This window comes from Paraburkholderia sp. JPY465, from assembly GCF_050436725.1.
Taxonomy (GTDB): Bacteria; Pseudomonadota; Gammaproteobacteria; order Burkholderiales; family Burkholderiaceae; genus Paraburkholderia; species Paraburkholderia youngii.
The window spans coordinates 2,442,725-2,461,562 of sequence record NZ_JBNDMT010000003.1; the positions used below are offsets into that span (position 1 = coordinate 2,442,725).

Genomic DNA, 18,838 nt, shown 5'->3' on the forward strand with positions numbered 1-18,838 from the left:
CACCCATCACGTCACTCGACGCGCACCGCCTTGAGCGCCTCGTTCAGCGTGCGGCTCGGCCGCATCACCTCTTCGAGCTTGTTGAAGTCCGGCTTGTAATAGCCGCCGATGTCCGCCGGCGCGCCCTGCACCGACGCGAGCTCCGCCACGATCACCTGCTCGTTGGCGGTCAGCTGTGTCGCGAGCGGCGCGAACTGCGCGGCGAGCGCGGCATCGTCCGTTTGCGCGGCCAGCTCCTGCGCCCAGTACATCGCCAGATAGAACTGGCTGCCGCGATTGTCGAGCTCGCCCGTCTTCGGGCTCGGGCTGCGGTTGTTGTCGAGCAGCTTGCCGGTTGCGGTGTCGAGCGTCTTCGCGAGGATCTTCGCCCGGTTGTTGCCGGTCTTGATGCCCAGCTCTTCGAGCGACACCGCGAGCGCGAGGAATTCGCCGAGCGAGTCCCAGCGCAGATGGTTCTCTTCGACGAGCTGCTTTACGTGCTTCGGCGCCGAACCGCCCGCGCCGGTCTCGTACATGCCGCCGCCCGCCATCAACGGCACGATCGACAGCATCTTTGCGCTCGTGCCCAGCTCCATGATCGGGAACAGGTCGGTCAGATAATCGCGCAGGATGTTGCCGGTGACCGAGATCGTATCGAGCCCGCGCACGACGCGCTCGAGCGTGTAACGCATCGCGCGCACCTGCGACATGATCTGGATGTCGAGGCCGGTGGTGTCGTAATCCTTTAGGTAAGCCTCGACCTTCTTGATCAGCTCGGCTTCGTGCGGACGATACGGATCGAGCCAGAACACGGCAGGCGTGCGCGAATTGCGCACGCGCGTGACCGCGAGCTTGACCCAGTCGCGGATCGCCGCGTCTTTCACTTCGCACATGCGCCAGATGTCGCCCTGCTCGACGTTCTGCGTGAGCAGCACCTCGCCGCTCGCGAGATCGACGATGCGCGCCTCGCCGTCTTCCGGCACTTCGAAGGTCTTGTCGTGCGAGCCGTATTCTTCCGCCTTCTGCGCCATCAGGCCGACGTTCGGCACCGTGCCCATCGTGACCGGATCGAACGCGCCGTTGGTCTTGCAGAAGTTGATGATCTCCTGGTAGATGCGCGCGAAGGTGCTCTCCGGGATCACCGCCTTGGTGTCTTTCGGACGGCCGTCGGCGCCCCACATCTTGCCGCCGGCGCGAATCATCGCCGGCATCGACGCATCGACGATCACGTCGTTCGGCGCGTGCAGGTTCGAGATACCCTTCGCCGAATCGACCATCGCCAGTTCCGGACGATGCTCGTGGCACGCGTGCAGGTCGCGGATCACTTCCTCGCGCTGCGATTCCGGCAGCGTCTCGATCTTCTCGTACAGATTGACGAGGCCGTTGTTGACGTTCACGCCGAGTTCGTCGAACAGCTTGCCGTGCTTCGCGAACGCGTCCTTGTAGAACACCTTCACCGCGTGGCCGAAGACGATCGGATGCGAGATCTTCATCATCGTCGCCTTCACGTGCAGCGACAGCATCATGCCGGTCTTGCGAGCGTCTTCCATCTGGTCTTCATAGAACGCGAGCAGCGCCTTTTTGCTCATGAACATGCTGTCGATGATCTCGCCGTCCTCTAGCGCGACCTTCGGCTTCAGCACGATCGTCTTGCCGTCCTTGGTGACGAGTTCCATCTTCACGTCGCGCGCGCGATCGAGCGTCATCGACTTTTCGCCGTGATAGAAGTCGCCGTGCCGCATGGTGGCGACGTGCGTGCGCGACGCCATGCTCCATTCGGTCATGCTGTGCGGATGCTTGCGCGCGTAGTTCTTCACCGCGGCCGGCGCGCGACGGTCCGAGTTGCCCTCGCGCAGCACCGGGTTGACCGCGCTGCCGAGACACTTCGAGTAGCGTTGACGAATCGCCTTCTCGGCGTCGGTCTTCGGATCTTCCGGATAGTCGGGCACCTTGTAGCCCTTCGCCTGCAGTTCCTTGATCGCGCTCGTCAGTTGCGGCACCGATGCGCTGATGTTGGGCAGCTTGATGATGTTAGTGTCGGGCAACGAGGTCAGGCGACCCAGTTCAGCGAGGTTGTCGGGCACCCGCTGCGCTTCGGTCAGAAACTCGGGGAACTCACCGAGGATGCGGCCCGCGACCGAGATGTCGCTGGTCTCGACCTCGATGCCGGCCGGCCTGGTGAAGGTCCGGATGATCGGCAGGAACGCGGCGGTCGCGAGCAGCGGGGCCTCGTCGGTGAGGGTGTAGATGATGGTCGGTTGCTGGGTCGTCATTGCTAGGCTCTGGGCGGGCGGTTGAGAGGCATCTCGCGCGTGATACCGGCAGGATGCGCAAGCGTCGATCAGGAAAACGACAACACGAGGACACAAACGCTGTGCGCGGCGGATGGCGACGCGGGGCCCTGGAACCCCAAAGCGGAACGATTAAGCGAACACGGCGGACTGCGTCGCGCAGCGGGTCGCACGTCTTGATTCTGCCTCATTTTTGGGCTGACGGAAAAGCGCGCGGACCGGACCTCCCGTGCGTCGCACGTCCACATCGATACAATGAGCTGATGTACGGGGATTCCCGCAGATCTGTCAATCGAAGCCGGAGAGCGTCATGGACGGCGATACCAGCAAAGCCCAATCCGACTGGATTTCCCGTTCGGAAACCAGCGGCGGAGTCGAACGCATCGAAGCCTTTTTCCACGGCAATGCGTACTCGCTGCATCGGCACGACACCTACGCGATCGGCCTGACGCTCGCCGGCGTTCAGTGCTTTCACTACCGGCGCGGCTTGCGCACCAGCCTGCCCGGACAGACGATGGTGCTGCATCCCGACGAAGCGCACGACGGTCAGGCCGGCACGCAGGAGGGATTCCGTTATCAGATGATTTACGTGCAGCCAGCCGCCATCCAGGAGGTCCTCGGCGGCCGGCCGCTGCCATTCGTCGAAGGCGGAGTCACGAACGATCCACGGCTGTTCGAAGCGACGAAGACAGCACTGCGCCAGATGCGCGGCGACGCGGAGCCGCTCGAGCGCGACGACGCGCTCGCCGGTCTCGCGCTCGCGCTGGATAGCGTGTCGGACGCCCGAGCTGCGCGCAGGTCCGCGGATTTCGCGGCAGCGCAGCGGGCACGGGAATATCTTCATGCATCGAGCAGCCGCGTCGTCACGCTGGATGAACTTGCCGCCGTCAGCGGACAGGACCGCTGGAGCCTGTCGCGCGATTTTCGAACCTTTTACGGCACCAGCCCCTATCACTACCTGGTCATGCGCCGGCTCGAAGCGGCGCGCGCGATGATGCTGCGCGGCGTTTCCCTCGTGGACACGGCGGCAGCGGCCGGCTTCGCCGACCAGAGCCACATGACCCGGCATTTTCGTCACGCATACGGGATCCCGCCCGCGCGTTGGCTCGTGATGACGAGCGATCGTCGCGCCGGCTAGCACAAGCTTGCACGATCGTTCAAGACACTCGCCGGCGGCCAGCCTAAGCTCTGTTCCAGATATCCCCCGAATGGAGCCACCATGCACAGCGATTCCCAGCCGAAACCCGAGCAACGCGGCCAGTACAAGACGATCAATCTGCTCGACAAGATCCGTCAGATCGACGATCACTGGCAGCCGCGCGTCGTTGCCGAAATGAACGACTATCAGTTCAAGGTCGTAAAGATAGAGGGTGATTTCGTCTGGCACCGGCATGCCGACACCGACGAGACCTTCATCGTTCTCGAAGGCCGCTTGCGCATCGACTTTCGCGACCGCTCGATCGAACTGCTTGCCGGTGAAATGGCGGTGGTTCCAAAAGGAGTCGAGCACAAGCCGTATGCCGGCTCCGAAGTGAAGCTGCTGCTGATCGAACCGCGTGGCGTCGTGAACACCGGCGATACGACCAACGAAAGAACGGCCGAAAACGACGTATGGATTTGAGAGCCGCCATGCAAACGCCGCCGCCGATCGTTCGCGAAGCCGTTTTCCCCGCCGATACGTGCAAGCTCGTCGCCGTGATCCGCGAGTATGTCCAGTGGCTGGATCTGGATTTGTCGTACCGTGGATTCGATGCCGAAATGGACGCGTTCGAAGCGGTTTACACGTTGCCATCCGGCATGTTCTTCGTCGCCGATGCCGGCGGCGAACTCGCCGGTTGCGCGGGGCTGCTGCGCCATAGTGCCGGGACCGCCGAAATCAAGCGCCTCTTCGTTCGCGACGCATTCAGAGGGATGCGTCTCGGGGAAACGCTGGTGAACTCGGTGATCGGGAAGGCAAAATCGTTGGGCTTCTCGAAGCTGGTCCTCGACTCGGTGCCGAAAACCGCTTTCGCGCAGCGCATCTACGAGCGATTGGGGTTCGTAGAAATCGCGCCCTTCTACGCAAATCCGGTCGAGGGCACGAGGTTTCTTGCACTCGAGCTTTGACGGCGCGGCGCGCGCGGCGCGGCGTCGCTCATCTTGAACCTTCTCACAGCGCGCCTAAGTTGAATATACATCTACTGCTCCAGCGGCCGCTCCGATTCCGCTTTCGAATTTCGCTTAACGCGGAAACGCCCGCTCTTCTTGAATGCGTGTCGCTCGTCCTCAGCAAAATCCCTAGTTCCGCCACCCTCTTCAATTCGCTATCTTGTCTATACAACCAAGCCAATGAAACAGCCTAGTTGAATGTGCTGCGCGACACGGGCTCCTGAAGTCCGCGTGCGGCGCAGGTTCCGCGTTCACGGGCGGCGACCTGAGCGATTCGAAGGGCGCGCTCGGCGTACGGCAGCTGACAGGCAATGGCGTGGAGGATTCTCCGCCCCTACGCCGTCCGGCACATTCACACCATCATGCAAACACAAACCCATCCGTTGATTTCCCCGTCGCTCGGCACCGAGCGGTACCTGACGAGCTTCCACTACGGCCCCACGGGCGGACAGAAGATCTACATCCAGTCGTCGCTGCATGCCGACGAGTTGCCGGGGATGCTGGTCGCGTGGGAACTGCGTAAACGCGTCGCCGCCCTCGAGACGGCGGGCAGATTGCGCGGCGAAATCGTCATCGTGCCGGTACCCAATCCGATCGGCCTCAACCAGCGGGTGCTCGGGCACATGGTTGGCCGCTTCGAAAGCGGCACCGCGGCAAACTTCAATCGCAACTTTCATAATCTGGCCGAGCTCGTGATGCCGCGCATCGAGCCTCACCTGACCGGCGACGCGCAGCAAAATCTGCGCGCCGTGCGCGCCGCCATGCGCGAGGCGCTCGCCGAGCAAACGCCGAGCACCGAGCTCGAGTCGCAGCGCCTCGCGCTGCAGCGCCTGTCATACGATGCCGATGTCGTGCTCGACCTGCACTGCGACTTCGAAGCGGCGATGCATCTGTTCACGAATCCCGACACGTGGCCCGACGTCGAGCCACTCGCGCGCTATCTCGACGCGAAAACTTCGCTGCTCGCGCTCAATTCGATCGGCAATCCGTTCGACGAGATTCACAGCTTCAGCTGGTCGGAGCTGCGTGCGCGCTACGGCGAGCGCTATCCGATTCCGAACGGCTCGATCTCGGTGACGATCGAGCTGCGCGGCCAGGCGGACGTGAGCTACGCGTTCGCCGAGCGCGACGCGAACGCGATCGTCGAATACCTGACGTTGCGCGGCGTCATCGACGGCACACCCGCGCCGTTGCCGGAGCTCGCGTTCGAGGCCACGCCTTTCTCCGGCAGCGAGCCGCACGTCGCACCGATCTCCGGTGTGCTCGTGTTCCGCGCGCCGCTCGGTGTCTGGGTCGAGCCCGGCGAGGCGATCGCCGACATCGTCGATCCGCTGACCGGCCGCGTCGTCACGATCACGAACTCGGTTGCCGGCGTGCTCTATGCGCGGCAACGCACGCGCTTCGCCACCGCGGGGCTGGAGGTTGCGTGTGTCGCTGGAGCCGAGCCTATTCGGAGCGGCTCGCTGCTGCCGAACTGAGCCGGTCGCGTGAAGCGGCCCGGCGCACCGGCGATGCTTGGCCTGCGTCCGGAATGAATGCCGTCAGGAAAGAATCTCCCGCCAACACGAGAGCTTCTGTTCGAATGAAAGCGTCGCATTCGCGGGGCTCGACGACGGCAATACGAGTGTTCGATAGCCTGCCGCACCGATGACCGGCGCGAACCGCCCCGCCGTTTTCCCATTGAAGCAAACCTTATCCAGCAACGGCGCATGCTCGCGCAACGACTCGAAGTCGTTCGGCTGCGCATGGCGGATCGCCGAGTCGAGACTGCCTTGACGGTGGCATGCATCGAGCACATCCCAGATGCCGATCCGATGTGCGAGCACGCGCGCGAGACGCTCGTCATACGGCAACTCGTGCAGCGCGGGTTCGTCGAGCACCGCGCCGAGCAGGCGCCAGAACTGGTTGCGCGGATGCGCGTAATACTGCGCCGCGGCCAGTGACGCTTCACCGGGAAAGCTGCCGAGTATCAGCGTGCGCGTGTCGGCCGCGACGACCGGTGGAAAACCGCGCAACATCAGCGGCTCCGATCGTCCGACGCGCGCGGCGCGGCATGCGCGCGCGACGCGGTGTGATCGAGCGGACGGCCGTGGTCGCGTATCCGCTCGTGCGCGACATGCGCGCCTAAAACGGGCTCGGTTGCAGCGCCGCCCGAGGGCCCCGCCTGCTCCAGCCGGGCCAGATGCTCCCACAGTGCCGGCAACATGCATTCGGTCACCATCAAAGGCGCGCCATGGCGCTCGAACACCGAGCGCCGTGCGACCAGCGCATCCGGCGCATCGACGGCGCCGCCGCCGATCTCACGCGCGGCCAGCCGATACAACGGATGCCGTTGTCCCACCCTGCGGCTCACCAGCGACGAACGCGCGACGCTGCTATCGCTATACAGCAACTCGGCGAGCGGCCGCGTGCGCAGCCGCCGCGTGGCCTGCCAGATGCCGACGCTCGCGGCGCGCGGCGTCACGCTATGCGCGGCGACGAACGCCACACCATCGACCGACAGCACCACTTCGCGCACCCACACGGGCGCGCGCGGCGTGAGTCCGAGCGCGGCGGCTTCGTCGGGCCACGGCAGCGCGACCGCTTCGCGCGTCACGCGCACCGCGACCGCGCCGAGCACGCGCAGATGCGCGGTCAGTGAACCGCCGCGGGTCAGCCAGTCTTTCTGGGCAGCGCTGAAAGTGGGCAAAGGCGCGACGCGCCAGTGGGTGTCTGCGGGATCGAAACGGATAGGCATGGTGTCGGATTATAGCGGCGCGCTCCGACGGCATTTTTCGTGGCAACGCTTGCGCTGATCGCGCGCGCCGCTCCAGACAGAAGCCGGCGCAAACCGACGGCAAAAAAAATGCGCTGCCGAAGCAGCGCATTTCCGAACCACAGAGCGTCAATCCAATAAGAACACCATCAACGCTCCGGGTTCGCCTTCACTGAAACTCAACCCGCGCGCGACAGCAGCAACGCATTGGTCCGCTTCACGAAGCTCGCCGGATCTTCCAGCGCGCCGCCTTCGGCGAGCAGTGCCTGATCGAACAGCAGATGGCACCAGTCGTCGAAATTCGCGCTATCGGCATGCAGACCCTTGACGAGCGCATGCTCCGGATTCACTTCGAGAATCGGATGGAACTCCGGCGCCTGCTGGCCCGCGGCCTTCAGCATGCGCTGCAGGTAGCCGCTCATTTCGCCGTCGTCGGCAACGAGGCACGACGGCGAGTCGGTCAGGCGGAACGTCAGACGCACGTCCTTCGCCTTGTCCTTCAGCGCTTCCTTCATCTTCTCGACGAGCGGCTTGAACTCTTCGCCGATCTTCTCCTGCGCCTGCTTTTCCTCGTCGTTCAGCGCGCCGAGATCAAGGTCGCCGCGCGCGACGCTTTGCAACGGCTTGCCGTCGAATTCGTGGAGGAACGACAGCATCCATTCATCGACGCGATCGGTGAGCAGCAGCACTTCGACGCCCTTCTTGCAGAACACTTCGAGATGCGGGCTGTTCGACGCGGCTTGCCACGTGTCGGCGGTCACGTAGTAGATCTTGGTCTGCTCGGGCTTCATGCGAGCGACGTAGTCGGCCAGCGACACGGTCTGCTCGGCCGTGCCCGCATGCGTCGTCGCAAAGCGCAGGAGCTTCGCGACGCGCTCGCGATTGGCGAAGTCCTCGCCGATGCCTTCCTTCAGCACCTGGCCGAATTCCTTCCAGAAGCTGGCGTACTTTTCCTTGTCGGCGGCTTCATCCGAATTCGCCAGTTCTTCGAGCATCGACAGCGCGCGCTTGGTCACGCCTTCGCGGATCGCCTTCACGTCGCGGCTTTCCTGCAGGATTTCGCGCGACACGTTGAGCGGCAAATCGGCCGAATCGACCACACCCTTCACGAAACGCAGGTACGCGGGCAGCAGTTGCTCGGCGTCGTCCATGATGAACACGCGCTTCACGTACAGCTTCAGCCCGCCGCGCTGCTCGCGGTTCCACAGATCGAACGGTGCGTGCGACGGCACGTACAGCAGTTGCGTGTATTCGCTGCGGCCTTCGACGCGGTTATGCGTCCACGTCAGCGGGTCCTGATGGTCGTGCGAGATATGCTGGTAGAACTGCTTGTATTGATCTTCGGTGATGTCGTTCTTCGAACGCGTCCACAGCGCGCTCGCCTGGTTGACGGTCTCGTCCTCGTCCTTCGTGACCATCTCGCTCTTTTCCGCGTCCCACTCTTCCTTCTGCATCAGGATCGGCAGCGCGACGTGGTCCGAGTATTTCTGAATGATCGACTTCAGCCGATACGACGACAGCAGCTCGTCCTCGTCGGCACGCAGATGCAGCGTGATGGTCGTGCCGCGCGCGGCGCGCTCGATCGTCTCGACCGCGAAATCGCCCTCGCCCGCGCTGACCCAGCGCACGCCTTCCGAGGCCGGCAAACCGGCGCGGCGCGTCTCGACGGTGATCTTGTCGGCGACGATGAAGCCCGAGTAGAAGCCCACGCCAAACTGGCCGATCAGCGCTGCGTCCTTCTGCTGGTCGCCCGACAGCTTGCCGAAAAATTCCTTGGTGCCCGAACGCGCGATCGTGCCGAGGTGCGCGATCGTTTCGTCGCGGCTCATGCCGATGCCGTTGTCGTCGATCGTGACGGTGCGCGCGGCCTTGTCGTACGACACGCGAATCCGCAGGTTCGGATCGTTCTCGTACAGTGCGCTGTTTTCGATCGCCTCGAAGCGCAGCTTGTCGGCCGCGTCGGACGCGTTCGAGATCAGCTCGCGCAGAAAGATTTCCTTGTTGCTGTACAGCGAATGGATCATCAGTTGCAGAAGTTGTTTCACTTCTGCCTGAAAGCTCATGGTTTCTTGTGCCATGGTCGGACTTCCTCTCTGTTGCGAATGGGAGATGGGCGGCGGCCGGGATTCAAACCGCGGTTCGGCCCTGCAGTGCCGGTGCGCCGGACCGCCGGACCGCCGGTGCGCCGGACCGCCAGATCGTCCGCGCAAATGGGGACGCTCCGGCGCGGTTTCAAGAGGCGCGGCGCGCGACGCCGTCGAGATAACGGCTCAGGAACGCCGGCAATTCAGGGTCGCCGCAATTGGCGATGTTGAAGCGCATCCACGTGCTCGGCGACTGCTGCGGCGAAAACAGGCCGCCCGGCGTCAGCAGAAAGCCAGCTTCGTGCCCGGCCGCGGCGAGCGCGCCCGCGTCGACGCCGGTGTCGGCCCACAGGAACATGCCGGCCGTCGGCGTCAGGAAGAGCTTCATGCCGGCCTTCTCGATCATCCGCACGGCCTTCTCGCGCACGCCGTCGAGCCGCGCGCGAATGCGCTCGACGTGCCGCCGGTAGTGGCCCTCGGTCAGGATCTTGTAGATCACGCGCTCGTTGAGTTCGGGGCTCGTCATGCCAACCAGCATCTTCTGATTGCTGACCACCATTGCGACTTCCGGCGCGCACGCGATGAACCCCACGCGCAGATTCGGCGCGAGCGTCTTCGAAAAGCTGCCGAGGTAGATCACGCGCTTCAACTGATCGAGGCTCGCGAGCCGCGTGCCCGGGTAGCCGGGCGGGCACAGGTCGCCGTAGATATCGTCCTCGACGACGATGAAGTCGTACGCCTCGGCAAGCCGCAAGATGCGGAACGCCTGCGCGGCGGTCAGCGAGGTGCCGGTCGGGTTTTGCAGCACCGAGTTGATCACCAGCATTTTGGGGCGCCATTCCTGGACCAGCGCTTCGAGCGCGTCGAGATCGGGACCGTCCGGGGTGTACGGCATGCCGACCAATCGGGCGCCCTGCGACGCGAAGCAGCCGAACATCTGGAACCACGCCGGATCGCCGACGATCACCGCGTCGCCGGGCTTCACATAGATGCGCGAAATCAGGTCGATCGCCTGCGTGATGCCGGACACCATCACGATCTGCTCGGGCGACGCGCCGATTTCCAGCTCCTCGAGCCGCGTCTGCAACTGCTGGCGCAGCGGCAGGAAGCCTTGCGCGGTGCCAATGCCGAGCATCTGCATGCCGCTTTGCCGGCCGAGCGTGCGCAGCGCGTTGGTGATCAGGTCGCCGTCGAGCCAGCGGGCCGGCAGATAGCCGAGCCCCGGACTCCGTTCGGGCCGCGCGCCCGTATGCAGCATGTTGCGCAGCAGCCAGACGACGTCGATATTGGCCGGCGCGGGCAGCGTCTCGGCGCGCGGGCGCAGTTCGGAGACCGTGGCCGCGCCGCCCTGGCGCTCGCGCACATAGAAGCCAGAGCCGCGTCGCGACTCCAGAAAACCCTGCGCGACCAGCCGCTCGTACGCTTCGACCACCGTGAAGCGCGATACGCCCTTGTCGAGCGCGAGCTTGCGGATCGACGGCATGCGCATGCCGGGGCGGAACACGCGCTCCTCGATGCGGCGCCGCGCCCACTGGACGAGCTGTTCGACCAGCGTCAACGACGCGGTATCGTGCGGGGCGGGAATCTGCGCAAGCGGGACGGACATGACGGGCTCCAACTGTACCGAACAGTATCGAGTCGATTGTACCGTTACTGTGCAGGTCACGGCCGTTACATTTGAATCCTGCGAAGGATGGTCACGGCATACGAAACCATCCGCATGGCCCGCCGATCCGGCAAACGGTTATGCTTACGGCCCCGGCAGCGCAGCCTTAAAGCGTGGCGCGCAACTGGCCCTTGTGCAGAACAGCGTTTTCCGTCGATCCGCCATGACAGCCCTGACAGCCCCATCGCTCATCAGTCTCGATCACCTCGTCGTCTCCGCGCGCACGCTGGACGAAGGCGTCCAGTACGTCGCCGATGCGCTCGGCGTCGCGCCGGCCGGCGGCGGCGCGCATCCGCTGATGCGGACCCACAATCGCCTGCTCGGCCTGTGGGGCGGCGTCTATCTGGAAGTGATCGCGATCGATCCGCGCGCCGCAGCCGACGCGACCGATGGCACCGCGCCGCGCCCGCGTCTCTTCGCGCTCGACGACCCCGCGACGCAGGCGCGACTTGAAAACGGGCCGTATCTGTCGCATTGGGTCGCGCGCGTCGAGCGGCCGAAGCATCTGCCGACGTGGCAGGCGCAGTATCCGCAGCGCATCGCGCCGGTCGTGCCGATGACGCGCGGCGATTTCACGTGGGGCCTGACGGTGCCCGAGGACGGCTCGTTCCCCGCCTGGCAAGGCGCTGGCGACGGCGTGCTGCCCTCGCTGATCCAGTGGGACTCGACGCGGCATCCGTCGCAGTCGCTGGCGCCGACCAACCTCGCGCTGACAGCGTTAAAAGCCGTGCATCCGCGGCCGGAGCTGATTGGCGAACAACTGCGCTGGTTCGGCGCGGCGCACCTCCTCGACGTCCAGCCTACCGACGGCGCCGCGGCGCTCGTCGCCGAATTTGAAACACCCGAGGGTCCGCGAACCCTCGGATAAGCAGCGCGTGATTGAGCAAACCCGGGGCAACCCCGGGGGCAGCCCCAGCGGCAATGCTTGCCGAGTCGCGCGATAATTGAAGTTTTGACCGGTTCCAGAAATACCAGCAGAGGAGATCATGGACCAAAGCGACCTGAAAGCCCCGATGTGGCAATTGTCCGAACGCGCGCGCAAGCTCACCAGCTCCGCGATTCGCGAAATCCTGAAGGTCACGGAACGGCCCGAAGTCATCTCCTTCGCCGGCGGCCTGCCCTCGCCGGCCACCTTCCCGGCCGAGCGCATGCGCGAGGCATCCGACCGCATCCTGCGCGACACGCCCGCCGCTGCGCTGCAGTACAGCGCGACCGAAGGCTATCTGCCGCTGCGGGAGTGGGTCGCGCAACGCTATTCGATCAACGGCGCGCAGATCCGCCCGTCGCAGGTGCTGATCACGACCGGCTCGCAACAGGCGCTCGACCTGCTCGGCAAGGTGCTGGTCTGTGTCGATAGCCCGGTGCTGGTCGAAACGCCGACCTACCTCGGCGCGCTGCAATCGTTCTCGATGTACGAGCCGCACTACGTGCAGGTGCCGAGCGACGACCAGGGCCTGATCCCGGAAGGTCTGACGCCGGAACTGATCAAAGGCGCGCGTCTCTTGTACACGCAGCCGAATTTCCAGAATCCGACGGGCCGCCGCCTGCCGGTCGAGCGCCGCCGCGCGCTCGCCGAGTTCGCGAAGAGCGCGCCGTTCCCGGTGATCGAGGACGACCCCTACGGCGCGCTCGATTATGCGGGCGAACCGCTGCCGACCATGCTATCGATGGCGCCCGATCACATCGTCTATCTGGGCTCGTTCTCGAAGGTGCTCGCCCCGGGTCTTCGCGTCGGCTTCATCATCGCGCCCGAGGAACTGATCTTCAAACTCGTGCAGGCCAAGCAGGCCACCGACCTGCACACGCCGAGCTTCACGCAGCGCATCGTGCACGAAGTGGTCAAGGACGGCTTCCTCGACACGCACGTGCCGACGATCCGCGAGCTGTATCGCAACCAGTGCGACGCGATGCTCACCGCGCTGGAACGCTATATGCCCGAAGGCGTCAGCTGGAACCGTCCGGAAGGCGGCATGTTTATCTGGGTCAATCTGCCGGCGGGCATCGACACGATGAAGCTGCTCGAAGAAGCGGTCGCGCAGAACGTCGCATTCGTGCCGGGCGCTCCGTTTTTCGCGAGCGAGGCGCAGCACAATACGCTGCGTCTGTCGTTCGTCACCGTGCCGCCCGCTAAAATCGACGAAGGCGTGGCGCGTCTCGGCGCACTCGTGCGCGCGAAAATTTAAACGGCGTTAGCCGCACTGCCACCGGGGCGAAGTTTGCACGCGCGTTGCGTGCGGACTTCGCCCCGCCTGCATTCATGCAATCTCACCGAAACGAGGACACGACATGGCTCAATCGAATGTGTACGACAAGCTCAAGGAACTCGGCATCGATCTGCCGGCAGCGGGTGCGCCGGCAGCGGCCTATGTGATGAGCGCGCAAAGCGGCAACACGGTGTACCTGTCGGGCCACATCGCGAAGAAGGACGGCAAGGTCTGGGTCGGCAAGCTCGGCGCGACTCTCTCCACCGACGAAGGCAAGGCCGCCGCGCGCTCGATCGCGATCGATCTGCTCGCCACCTTGCATGCGCACGTCGGCGACCTGAATCGCGTCACGCGCATCGTCAAGCTGATGAGCCTCGTGAACTCGACGCTCGAGTTCACCGAGCAGCATGTGGTCACGAACGGCGCGTCCGAGCTGATCGCCGACGTGTTCGGCGAGCGCGGCAAGCACGCGCGCTCGGCGTTCGGCGTTGCGCAGATTCCGCTCGGCGCGTGCGTCGAGATCGAACTGATCGCCGAGGTCGAATAAGCATCGAAACGATATGACGATGCAGGCGATGCCGCGTGAGATTCGCAACTAATTCACGCCGCATCGCGATGCGAACGCGCCGTCCGGTGTCACGCACCGGCGGCGCGTTATTGTTTTATGGCGACGGTGGATCGCTGCCGCGCAGCCGGATAGAATCCGCGAGATCCCTCAACGTCCATTGCGCCGGGGCCTGTCGATGTCTGCTCACACCGTTCGTTTCAAACAGGTCGACGTGTTTTCGTCGACACCGTTCAAGGGCAATCCGCTCGCCGTCGTGTTCGATGCCGACGCGCTCGATACCGCGCAGATGCAGGCCATCGCGCGCTGGACCAATCTGTCCGAAACCACCTTTCTGCTGAAGCCGACCGATGCCGCCGCCGACTATCGCGTGCGCATCTTCACGACGGGCGGCGAGTTGCCGTTCGCCGGTCATCCGACGCTTGGCACCGCGCATGCTTTGCGCGAAAGCGGCTACCAGCCGAAGCAGGCCGGCAAGCTGATTCAGCAATGCGGCGTGGGTCTCGTCGAACTCGAAGCGCTCGATGGCGCCGACACGACGCACGGCGCATGGGCGTTCGCCGCGCCGCCCGCACGCGTGACGCCGCTCGCCGAGCATCGTTACGAGGCGCTGTCTACGGCTTTACGTAGTGAGGCGATCGACTTTACCGCGCCGCCATGCGCGGCGGATAACGGCGCGCCATGGCTCGTCGTGCGGGTCGATTCGGCGCGCGACTGCCTCGCGCTCGAACCCGATGCGGCGGCGCTAGCCGAGCTCGTGCATTCGGTCGACACGCACGGCGTCGCCGTATACGGGCCGCACGATGCCGATGGTCCGGCAACGTTCGAAGTCCGTTGCCTGATGGCGGGCGGCGGCTTCGGCACCGGCGAAGATCCGGTGACCGGCAGCGCCAACGCCGCGCTCGCGGGCCTGCTGAGCCTGCAGCAACGTCGGCCCGGCACACGCTATACGGCGCGTCAGGGCACCGTGCTCGGGCGCGCGGGCGACGTGTCGGTCCACTATGACGATGCACGCGGCAAGATCTGGATCGGCGGGCCTGCGGTGACGATCATCGACGGCACGTGTCGGCTCGCATAAGCGGACCGCGGCCTCGCGCGCAAGGCACCGCGACACGCCGCATGTCGCCGCGTCACACCACAAAAAGCCGCAGCACTATGGCGCCGCCATACCTGGTTGTCCGAATTCATGGCGACTGGATGGCAAAACCCTTGCCAGATACCGGCCATGCAGCACTCATGAACGGCGGGCCCGAGGCGCCCGCAGCGCCCGCGTATACCCCATGCCCGGACGCTTCCTTAATCGAGTCGCATTCAGTAATATCGAACGGTATATAGCGGTCGTATCCGATGACCTGTGGACGGTCAGGCGCGGCGCCACGCCCTCTCCTCCTGCGCAGCAGCTTTGGCACCTTGGTCACCATGCAGCCATCCATCTATTTCGCGCAGTCGATGCCCGTGCGTTTGCAAGCGACGCACCCCCGGCCAAGGGCCACGCGATGACTCAGTCCCGCTTCTCCGACCCGCGCGAAGCCATGCCGCGACGCGATCCGATGATCACGCGCCGGCGCGCGTTGCTCATCATTCCAGCGCTCGGCGTACTCGTATTGATCCTGCTGTGGACCGTGATCTTCGCGCGGCTATCGGTCGAGAAAGACGCGACGTATCGCGAAGCGATGGCGTCTTCCGCCATTCTTTCCTCGGCGCTCGAACAGCACACCATCAAGGCGATTCACCAGGTCGATCAGATCACGCGCTTCGTCAAGTACGAGTTCGAAAAGACGCCGAATCATTTCGATCTCGCGAGCACCGTCGAAAAAGGCGTCGTGCAAAGCGAAACGCTCGTGCAAGTGTCGCTGATCGACGAGCACGGCAGACTGATCGCCAACACGGCTGAACTGAATCCCGCTCACATCGACCTGTCCGACCGCGAACACTTCAAGGTCCACGAGCACGAGAACGACGACCAGCTATACATCAGCAAACCGGTGCTCGGTCGCATCTCAGGTCACTGGACGCTGCAGATGACGCGGCGCCTGAATCATCCTGACGGCTCGTTCGCTGGCGTCGTCGTGGTGTCCGAAGACCCGAGCTATTTCACGTCGGACTTCTACAACAACGCGGCGATCGGCCGAGAAGGCGTGATCGCGGTGATCTCCGACAACGGCACCGTGCTCGCGCGCCGTACGGGCAACGCCAACAAAGCCAGCAGCACGTTCACCGCGAGCGGCACGTATCCGACTTCGGAGCACGTGTCGGGTACCTACGTCGATTCGATCGACAACGTCACGCGCATCGTGTCATACCGGCACATCGACGGCTATCCGCTCGGCGTGCTCGTCGGTCTTTCGCAGGGCGAAGAATTCGCCGACTACAACCACACGCGCAACGTCTATCTGTTGATGGCGGGCTTCATCTCGCTTGCGATGCTGAGCTTCTTCGGCGTCGCGACCGGCCTGATCGGCAAGCTGCTCGGCCGCGAGCGCGAGATGACCCACCTCGTCGAATACGACCTGTTGACCGGGCTGCGCAATCGCTACGCGACGCTGCAGGCGCTGCGCCACGACGTCGCGCAGCCGTTCAATCTCGGCCGCCTCGCGATTCTTTTCATCGACCTCGACAACTTCAAGACCGTCAACGACACGCTCGGCCACAACGCCGGCGACATCGTGCTGCAGATGACGGCCTCGCGCCTCGCGACCGCGATCGGCGACGAAGGCACGCTGAGCCGCATCGGCGGCGACGAGTTCGTCGTCGTGATCAAGGGCGACGATGTCGAGAAGCGCGCGGTCGCGCTCGCCGAAGCCGCCGGGGAAGTGTTCTCGAAGCCGTTCGACGTGCGCGGCAGTTCGTTCGTGCTGCATGCGAGCATCGGCATCGCGCTGTACTCGGTCGCCAACGAAAGCGAGATCGACCTGCTGAAGAAAGCCGACCTCGCGATGTACAGCGCGAAGGACGCCGGCAAGAACTGCTACCAGTTCTATTCGCCGCATCTGTCGCATCGCGCGGACCATTTGATGAAGTGGGAACAGCAGCTGCGCGTCGCGCTGGCCGAAGGGCAACTGTTCCTCGCGTATCAGCCGAAGATCGATCTCGCGCGTCGCTGCATCACCGGCTTCGAAGCGCTCGTGCGCTGGAACCATCCGCAGCACGGGTTGATTCCGGCCAACGAGTTCATCCCCGTGGCCGAGTCGACCGGGCTCATCGTGCCGATCGGCGACTTCGTGATCGAGACCGCATGCCGTCAGCTCGCGCAGTGGCAGCAGCAGGGCTACGACACGCTGTCGCTCGCGGTGAACATTTCGGCGGTGCAGTTCTGGCGCGGCGACCTGTTCGAAACGATCTCGCGCGCGATCGAGGAAACCGGCATCTCCGCGCGCCGCCTCGAACTCGAAATCACCGAAACGACGATGATGGAATTTCCGGAAGTCGTCTCCGAAAAAATCTTCGCGTTGAAGCGTCTCGGCGTACGCATCGCGCTCGACGATTTCGGCACCGGCTATTCATCGCTGTCCTATCTGAACCGCTTCGCCGTCGATACGCTGAAGGTGGACCGCTCGTTCGTCCAGGCGATTCCGGGCGACCGCAGCGTCTGCGTGATGGTCACCGCGATCGTCAACCTCGCGCGCTCGCTCGGACTCACGGTAGTGGTCGAAGGCACGGAGACCGAAGAGCAGATTGCCTGGCTGGCCGCGCTCGGCCATATCGAGGCGCAGGGCTTCCTGTTCTCGCGTCCGGTGCCGGCAGAGGCGATTCCGGCGCTGCTCGAGCGTTTCGGGGTATGCGGCATGAACAGCACCAGCGGCCGCCGCGTCGCGCACGTAGCCGACAGCGCAAGCAGCGTATCCAGCACCAACAATTAAAGGACGGGCGCCCGCACGCCGGGCATCCACAGCGCCGATGCCGACCATCACCAGCGAGGAGGCTGCCCGCCGCGGGCGACGGGAACCGCTATGGACGCTGTTCCGGGTCGTGTGCGGCTTGTCGGCGCTGTCGTGGGGCGGCCTCGCGTTGATGGCGCAGCTCGAGCATCACTACGTCGAACGCGAGGGGCGGCTCTCGCGCGTGGCGTTCTCGGATCTGATCGCGCTCGCGTGGATGGTGCCGGGACCCGTCGGCTGCAACGTCGCCGTGCAGCTCGGGCACGCGCTGCGCGGGCGCGCGGGCGCGTGGGTCGCCGGTGTGGCGAGCGTGCTGCCCTTCTTCACACTGATGACGCTGTTCGCGATCTTCTACCGCACGCCCGTCGTGCATACGATCGCGTCGCAGACACTGTTGCATCACTTCAGCGTCGTGCTCGCGACACTGATTGCGCTCACCTGGTACAAGCAGACGCGCGCGCTGGTGCACGGCAAGCTCGAATGGGCGGCGGCGCTGCTCGGCAGCATCGCGCTGCTCTATGCGCACAGCGCCGCGGCGTATGTGGTGATGCTGGGAGCAGCCTTCGGCACCGGCTGGTTCGCGAGCCCGGAGCGCGACTCGCGGCTGGCAGTGTCGCTCCGGCGCGGCGATTATCGGCTGCTGGCCGCGCTCGGCGTGCTGCTCGTGCTGTTTGCACTGCCGCTGCCGCATCGCTATGACCTCGCGCTGCTGTGGCCGCGCCTCGCGGGTGCCGGCATGACGCTGTTCGGCGGCGGCTTCTCCGCGTTGCCAGTGCTGAAGACGCTGTTCGTCACGCCGGGGGTCGGCGTGTCCGATAACGACTTCACGCTCGCGTTTACGCTGTCGCCGTTGTCCCCTGGTCCGCTGCTGAACGTGGTGCCGTTCTTCGGCTATCTCGTCGATGGCTGGCTCGGCGCGCTGATCGCGACGCTCGCGCTATTCGTGCCGTCTGGCTGCCTCGTCGTGCTCGCGCAGCGGCATCTGCATCAATTGAAGGTGAACCCGCGCTTCGAGCACGGCATGAGAATACTGCGCGCGGTTACGACCGCCTTTCTCGCGGTCGCGGTACTGCGCATTGCCTCGCATGTACCGCTGGAACCGATCTACCTGTTGACCGCGACGTTCTCCGCGATGTGCTTCGCGAAGCTGAAGGTGCCGGTGTACGCCGTGTATGCAACGGTGGCGGTGGCGTGCGGCTTATGGCTCGCGTACGGCGTCACGACGTGACGCGTCGCGGGCCGCACGAAGCCCGTGGTGCCGTTGGCGA

General features: G+C 64.7%; 15 protein-coding genes. 10 read left to right on the forward strand and 5 right to left on the reverse strand.

Annotation, left to right across the window (positions count from 1 at the left end; all coding sequences use genetic code 11):
• Positions 1 to 11 precede the first annotated feature (11 nt).
• Positions 12 to 2,252, reverse strand: coding sequence for an NADP-dependent isocitrate dehydrogenase (locus QFZ94_RS25980; RefSeq protein WP_410850576.1), 2,241 nt, complete (start codon positions 2,250 to 2,252; stop codon positions 12 to 14).
• Between the two features lie 328 nt (positions 2,253 to 2,580).
• On the opposite strand from QFZ94_RS25980, the gene QFZ94_RS25985 reads away from it, so the two are divergent.
• The 4 genes from QFZ94_RS25985 (at position 2,581) to QFZ94_RS26000 (ending at position 5,896) form a co-directional block, all read left to right on the forward strand.
• A complete protein-coding gene (locus QFZ94_RS25985) occupies positions 2,581 to 3,408 on the forward strand; it encodes an AraC family transcriptional regulator (protein ID WP_429460492.1) in 828 nt (275 codons plus the stop codon).
• An 81-nt stretch (positions 3,409 to 3,489) separates the two neighbouring features.
• The gene (locus QFZ94_RS25990; protein ID WP_368587369.1) at positions 3,490 to 3,891 is read left to right on the forward strand and encodes a cupin domain-containing protein; all 402 of its coding nucleotides are present in this window, start codon (positions 3,490 to 3,492) and stop codon (positions 3,889 to 3,891) included.
• 8 nt (positions 3,892 to 3,899) lie between these two features.
• Complete coding sequence (locus QFZ94_RS25995; protein WP_429460495.1) at positions 3,900 to 4,376, forward strand: GNAT family N-acetyltransferase; 477 nt, start codon at positions 3,900 to 3,902, stop codon at positions 4,374 to 4,376.
• Positions 4,377 to 4,780: 404 nt separating this feature from the next.
• Positions 4,781 to 5,896 carry a succinylglutamate desuccinylase/aspartoacylase family protein gene (locus QFZ94_RS26000; RefSeq protein ID WP_429460497.1) on the forward strand — a complete coding sequence of 372 codons (1,116 nt, stop codon included), beginning with the start codon at positions 4,781 to 4,783 and terminating at the stop codon, positions 5,894 to 5,896.
• Positions 5,897 to 5,959: 63 nt separating this feature from the next.
• Here the strand turns inward: QFZ94_RS26000 and QFZ94_RS26005 are convergent, their stop codons facing one another.
• The 4 genes from QFZ94_RS26005 to QFZ94_RS26020 form a co-directional block, all read right to left on the reverse strand.
• The gene (locus QFZ94_RS26005) at positions 5,960 to 6,436 is read right to left on the reverse strand and encodes a DNA-deoxyinosine glycosylase (protein WP_410850579.1); all 477 of its coding nucleotides are present in this window, start codon (positions 6,434 to 6,436) and stop codon (positions 5,960 to 5,962) included.
• On the reverse strand, positions 6,436 to 7,155 hold the full coding sequence (locus QFZ94_RS26010) for a chorismate--pyruvate lyase family protein (RefSeq protein WP_429460499.1): 720 nt from the start codon (positions 7,153 to 7,155) through the stop codon (positions 6,436 to 6,438). Before QFZ94_RS26010 ends, QFZ94_RS26005 begins: the two co-directional genes overlap by 1 nt.
• A 197-nt stretch (positions 7,156 to 7,352) precedes the next feature.
• On the reverse strand, positions 7,353 to 9,251 hold the full coding sequence (gene htpG, locus QFZ94_RS26015) for a molecular chaperone HtpG (protein ID WP_429460501.1): 1,899 nt from the start codon (positions 9,249 to 9,251) through the stop codon (positions 7,353 to 7,355).
• A 154-nt stretch (positions 9,252 to 9,405) separates the two neighbouring features.
• Entirely contained in the window at positions 9,406 to 10,863 is a 1,458-nt protein-coding gene (locus QFZ94_RS26020) for a PLP-dependent aminotransferase family protein (protein ID WP_429460503.1), read from the reverse strand.
• A gap of 223 nt (positions 10,864 to 11,086) precedes the next feature.
• Between QFZ94_RS26020 and QFZ94_RS26025 the strand changes: the two genes are divergently transcribed.
• From QFZ94_RS26025 to QFZ94_RS26050, 6 genes are all read left to right on the forward strand, one after another.
• Positions 11,087 to 11,791, forward strand: coding sequence for a VOC family protein (locus QFZ94_RS26025; RefSeq protein ID WP_429460505.1), 705 nt, complete (start codon positions 11,087 to 11,089; stop codon positions 11,789 to 11,791).
• Between the two features lie 118 nt (positions 11,792 to 11,909).
• Positions 11,910 to 13,106, forward strand: a complete 1,197-nt coding sequence (locus QFZ94_RS26030; protein WP_429460507.1) for a PLP-dependent aminotransferase family protein — start codon at positions 11,910 to 11,912, stop codon at positions 13,104 to 13,106.
• A 103-nt stretch (positions 13,107 to 13,209) separates the two neighbouring features.
• Positions 13,210 to 13,674, forward strand: a complete 465-nt coding sequence (locus tag QFZ94_RS26035; RefSeq protein ID WP_368584601.1) for a RidA family protein — start codon at positions 13,210 to 13,212, stop codon at positions 13,672 to 13,674.
• 196 nt (positions 13,675 to 13,870) lie between these two features.
• Complete coding sequence (locus QFZ94_RS26040; RefSeq protein ID WP_429460509.1) at positions 13,871 to 14,770, forward strand: PhzF family phenazine biosynthesis protein; 900 nt, start codon at positions 13,871 to 13,873, stop codon at positions 14,768 to 14,770.
• A 418-nt stretch (positions 14,771 to 15,188) separates the two neighbouring features.
• On the forward strand, positions 15,189 to 17,552 hold the full coding sequence (locus QFZ94_RS26045; RefSeq protein WP_429460511.1) for a bifunctional diguanylate cyclase/phosphodiesterase: 2,364 nt from the start codon (positions 15,189 to 15,191) through the stop codon (positions 17,550 to 17,552).
• A 37-nt stretch (positions 17,553 to 17,589) separates the two neighbouring features.
• Positions 17,590 to 18,798 carry a chromate transporter gene (locus QFZ94_RS26050; protein ID WP_429460513.1) on the forward strand — a complete coding sequence of 403 codons (1,209 nt, stop codon included), beginning with the start codon at positions 17,590 to 17,592 and terminating at the stop codon, positions 18,796 to 18,798.
• The last annotated feature ends 40 nt before the right edge of the window (positions 18,799 to 18,838 follow it).

Coding starts and splice junctions, on each gene's coding strand:
- QFZ94_RS25980 (WP_410850576.1), bottom strand. CDS start 2,252: ATGACGACCCAGCAACCGACCATCATCTACACCCTCACCGACGAGGCC.
- QFZ94_RS25985 (WP_429460492.1), top strand. CDS start 2,581: ATGGACGGCGATACCAGCAAAGCCCAATCCGACTGGATTTCCCGTTCG.
- QFZ94_RS25990 (WP_368587369.1), top strand. CDS start 3,490: ATGCACAGCGATTCCCAGCCGAAACCCGAGCAACGCGGCCAGTACAAG.
- QFZ94_RS25995 (WP_429460495.1), top strand. CDS start 3,900: ATGCAAACGCCGCCGCCGATCGTTCGCGAAGCCGTTTTCCCCGCCGAT.
- QFZ94_RS26000 (WP_429460497.1), top strand. CDS start 4,781: ATGCAAACACAAACCCATCCGTTGATTTCCCCGTCGCTCGGCACCGAG.
- QFZ94_RS26005 (WP_410850579.1), bottom strand. CDS start 6,436: ATGTTGCGCGGTTTTCCACCGGTCGTCGCGGCCGACACGCGCACGCTG.
- QFZ94_RS26010 (WP_429460499.1), bottom strand. CDS start 7,155: ATGCCTATCCGTTTCGATCCCGCAGACACCCACTGGCGCGTCGCGCCT.
- htpG (WP_429460501.1), bottom strand. CDS start 9,251: ATGGCACAAGAAACCATGAGCTTTCAGGCAGAAGTGAAACAACTTCTG.
- QFZ94_RS26020 (WP_429460503.1), bottom strand. CDS start 10,863: ATGTCCGTCCCGCTTGCGCAGATTCCCGCCCCGCACGATACCGCGTCG.
- QFZ94_RS26025 (WP_429460505.1), top strand. CDS start 11,087: ATGACAGCCCTGACAGCCCCATCGCTCATCAGTCTCGATCACCTCGTC.
- QFZ94_RS26030 (WP_429460507.1), top strand. CDS start 11,910: ATGGACCAAAGCGACCTGAAAGCCCCGATGTGGCAATTGTCCGAACGC.
- QFZ94_RS26035 (WP_368584601.1), top strand. CDS start 13,210: ATGGCTCAATCGAATGTGTACGACAAGCTCAAGGAACTCGGCATCGAT.
- QFZ94_RS26040 (WP_429460509.1), top strand. CDS start 13,871: ATGTCTGCTCACACCGTTCGTTTCAAACAGGTCGACGTGTTTTCGTCG.
- QFZ94_RS26045 (WP_429460511.1), top strand. CDS start 15,189: ATGACTCAGTCCCGCTTCTCCGACCCGCGCGAAGCCATGCCGCGACGC.
- QFZ94_RS26050 (WP_429460513.1), top strand. CDS start 17,590: ATGCCGACCATCACCAGCGAGGAGGCTGCCCGCCGCGGGCGACGGGAA.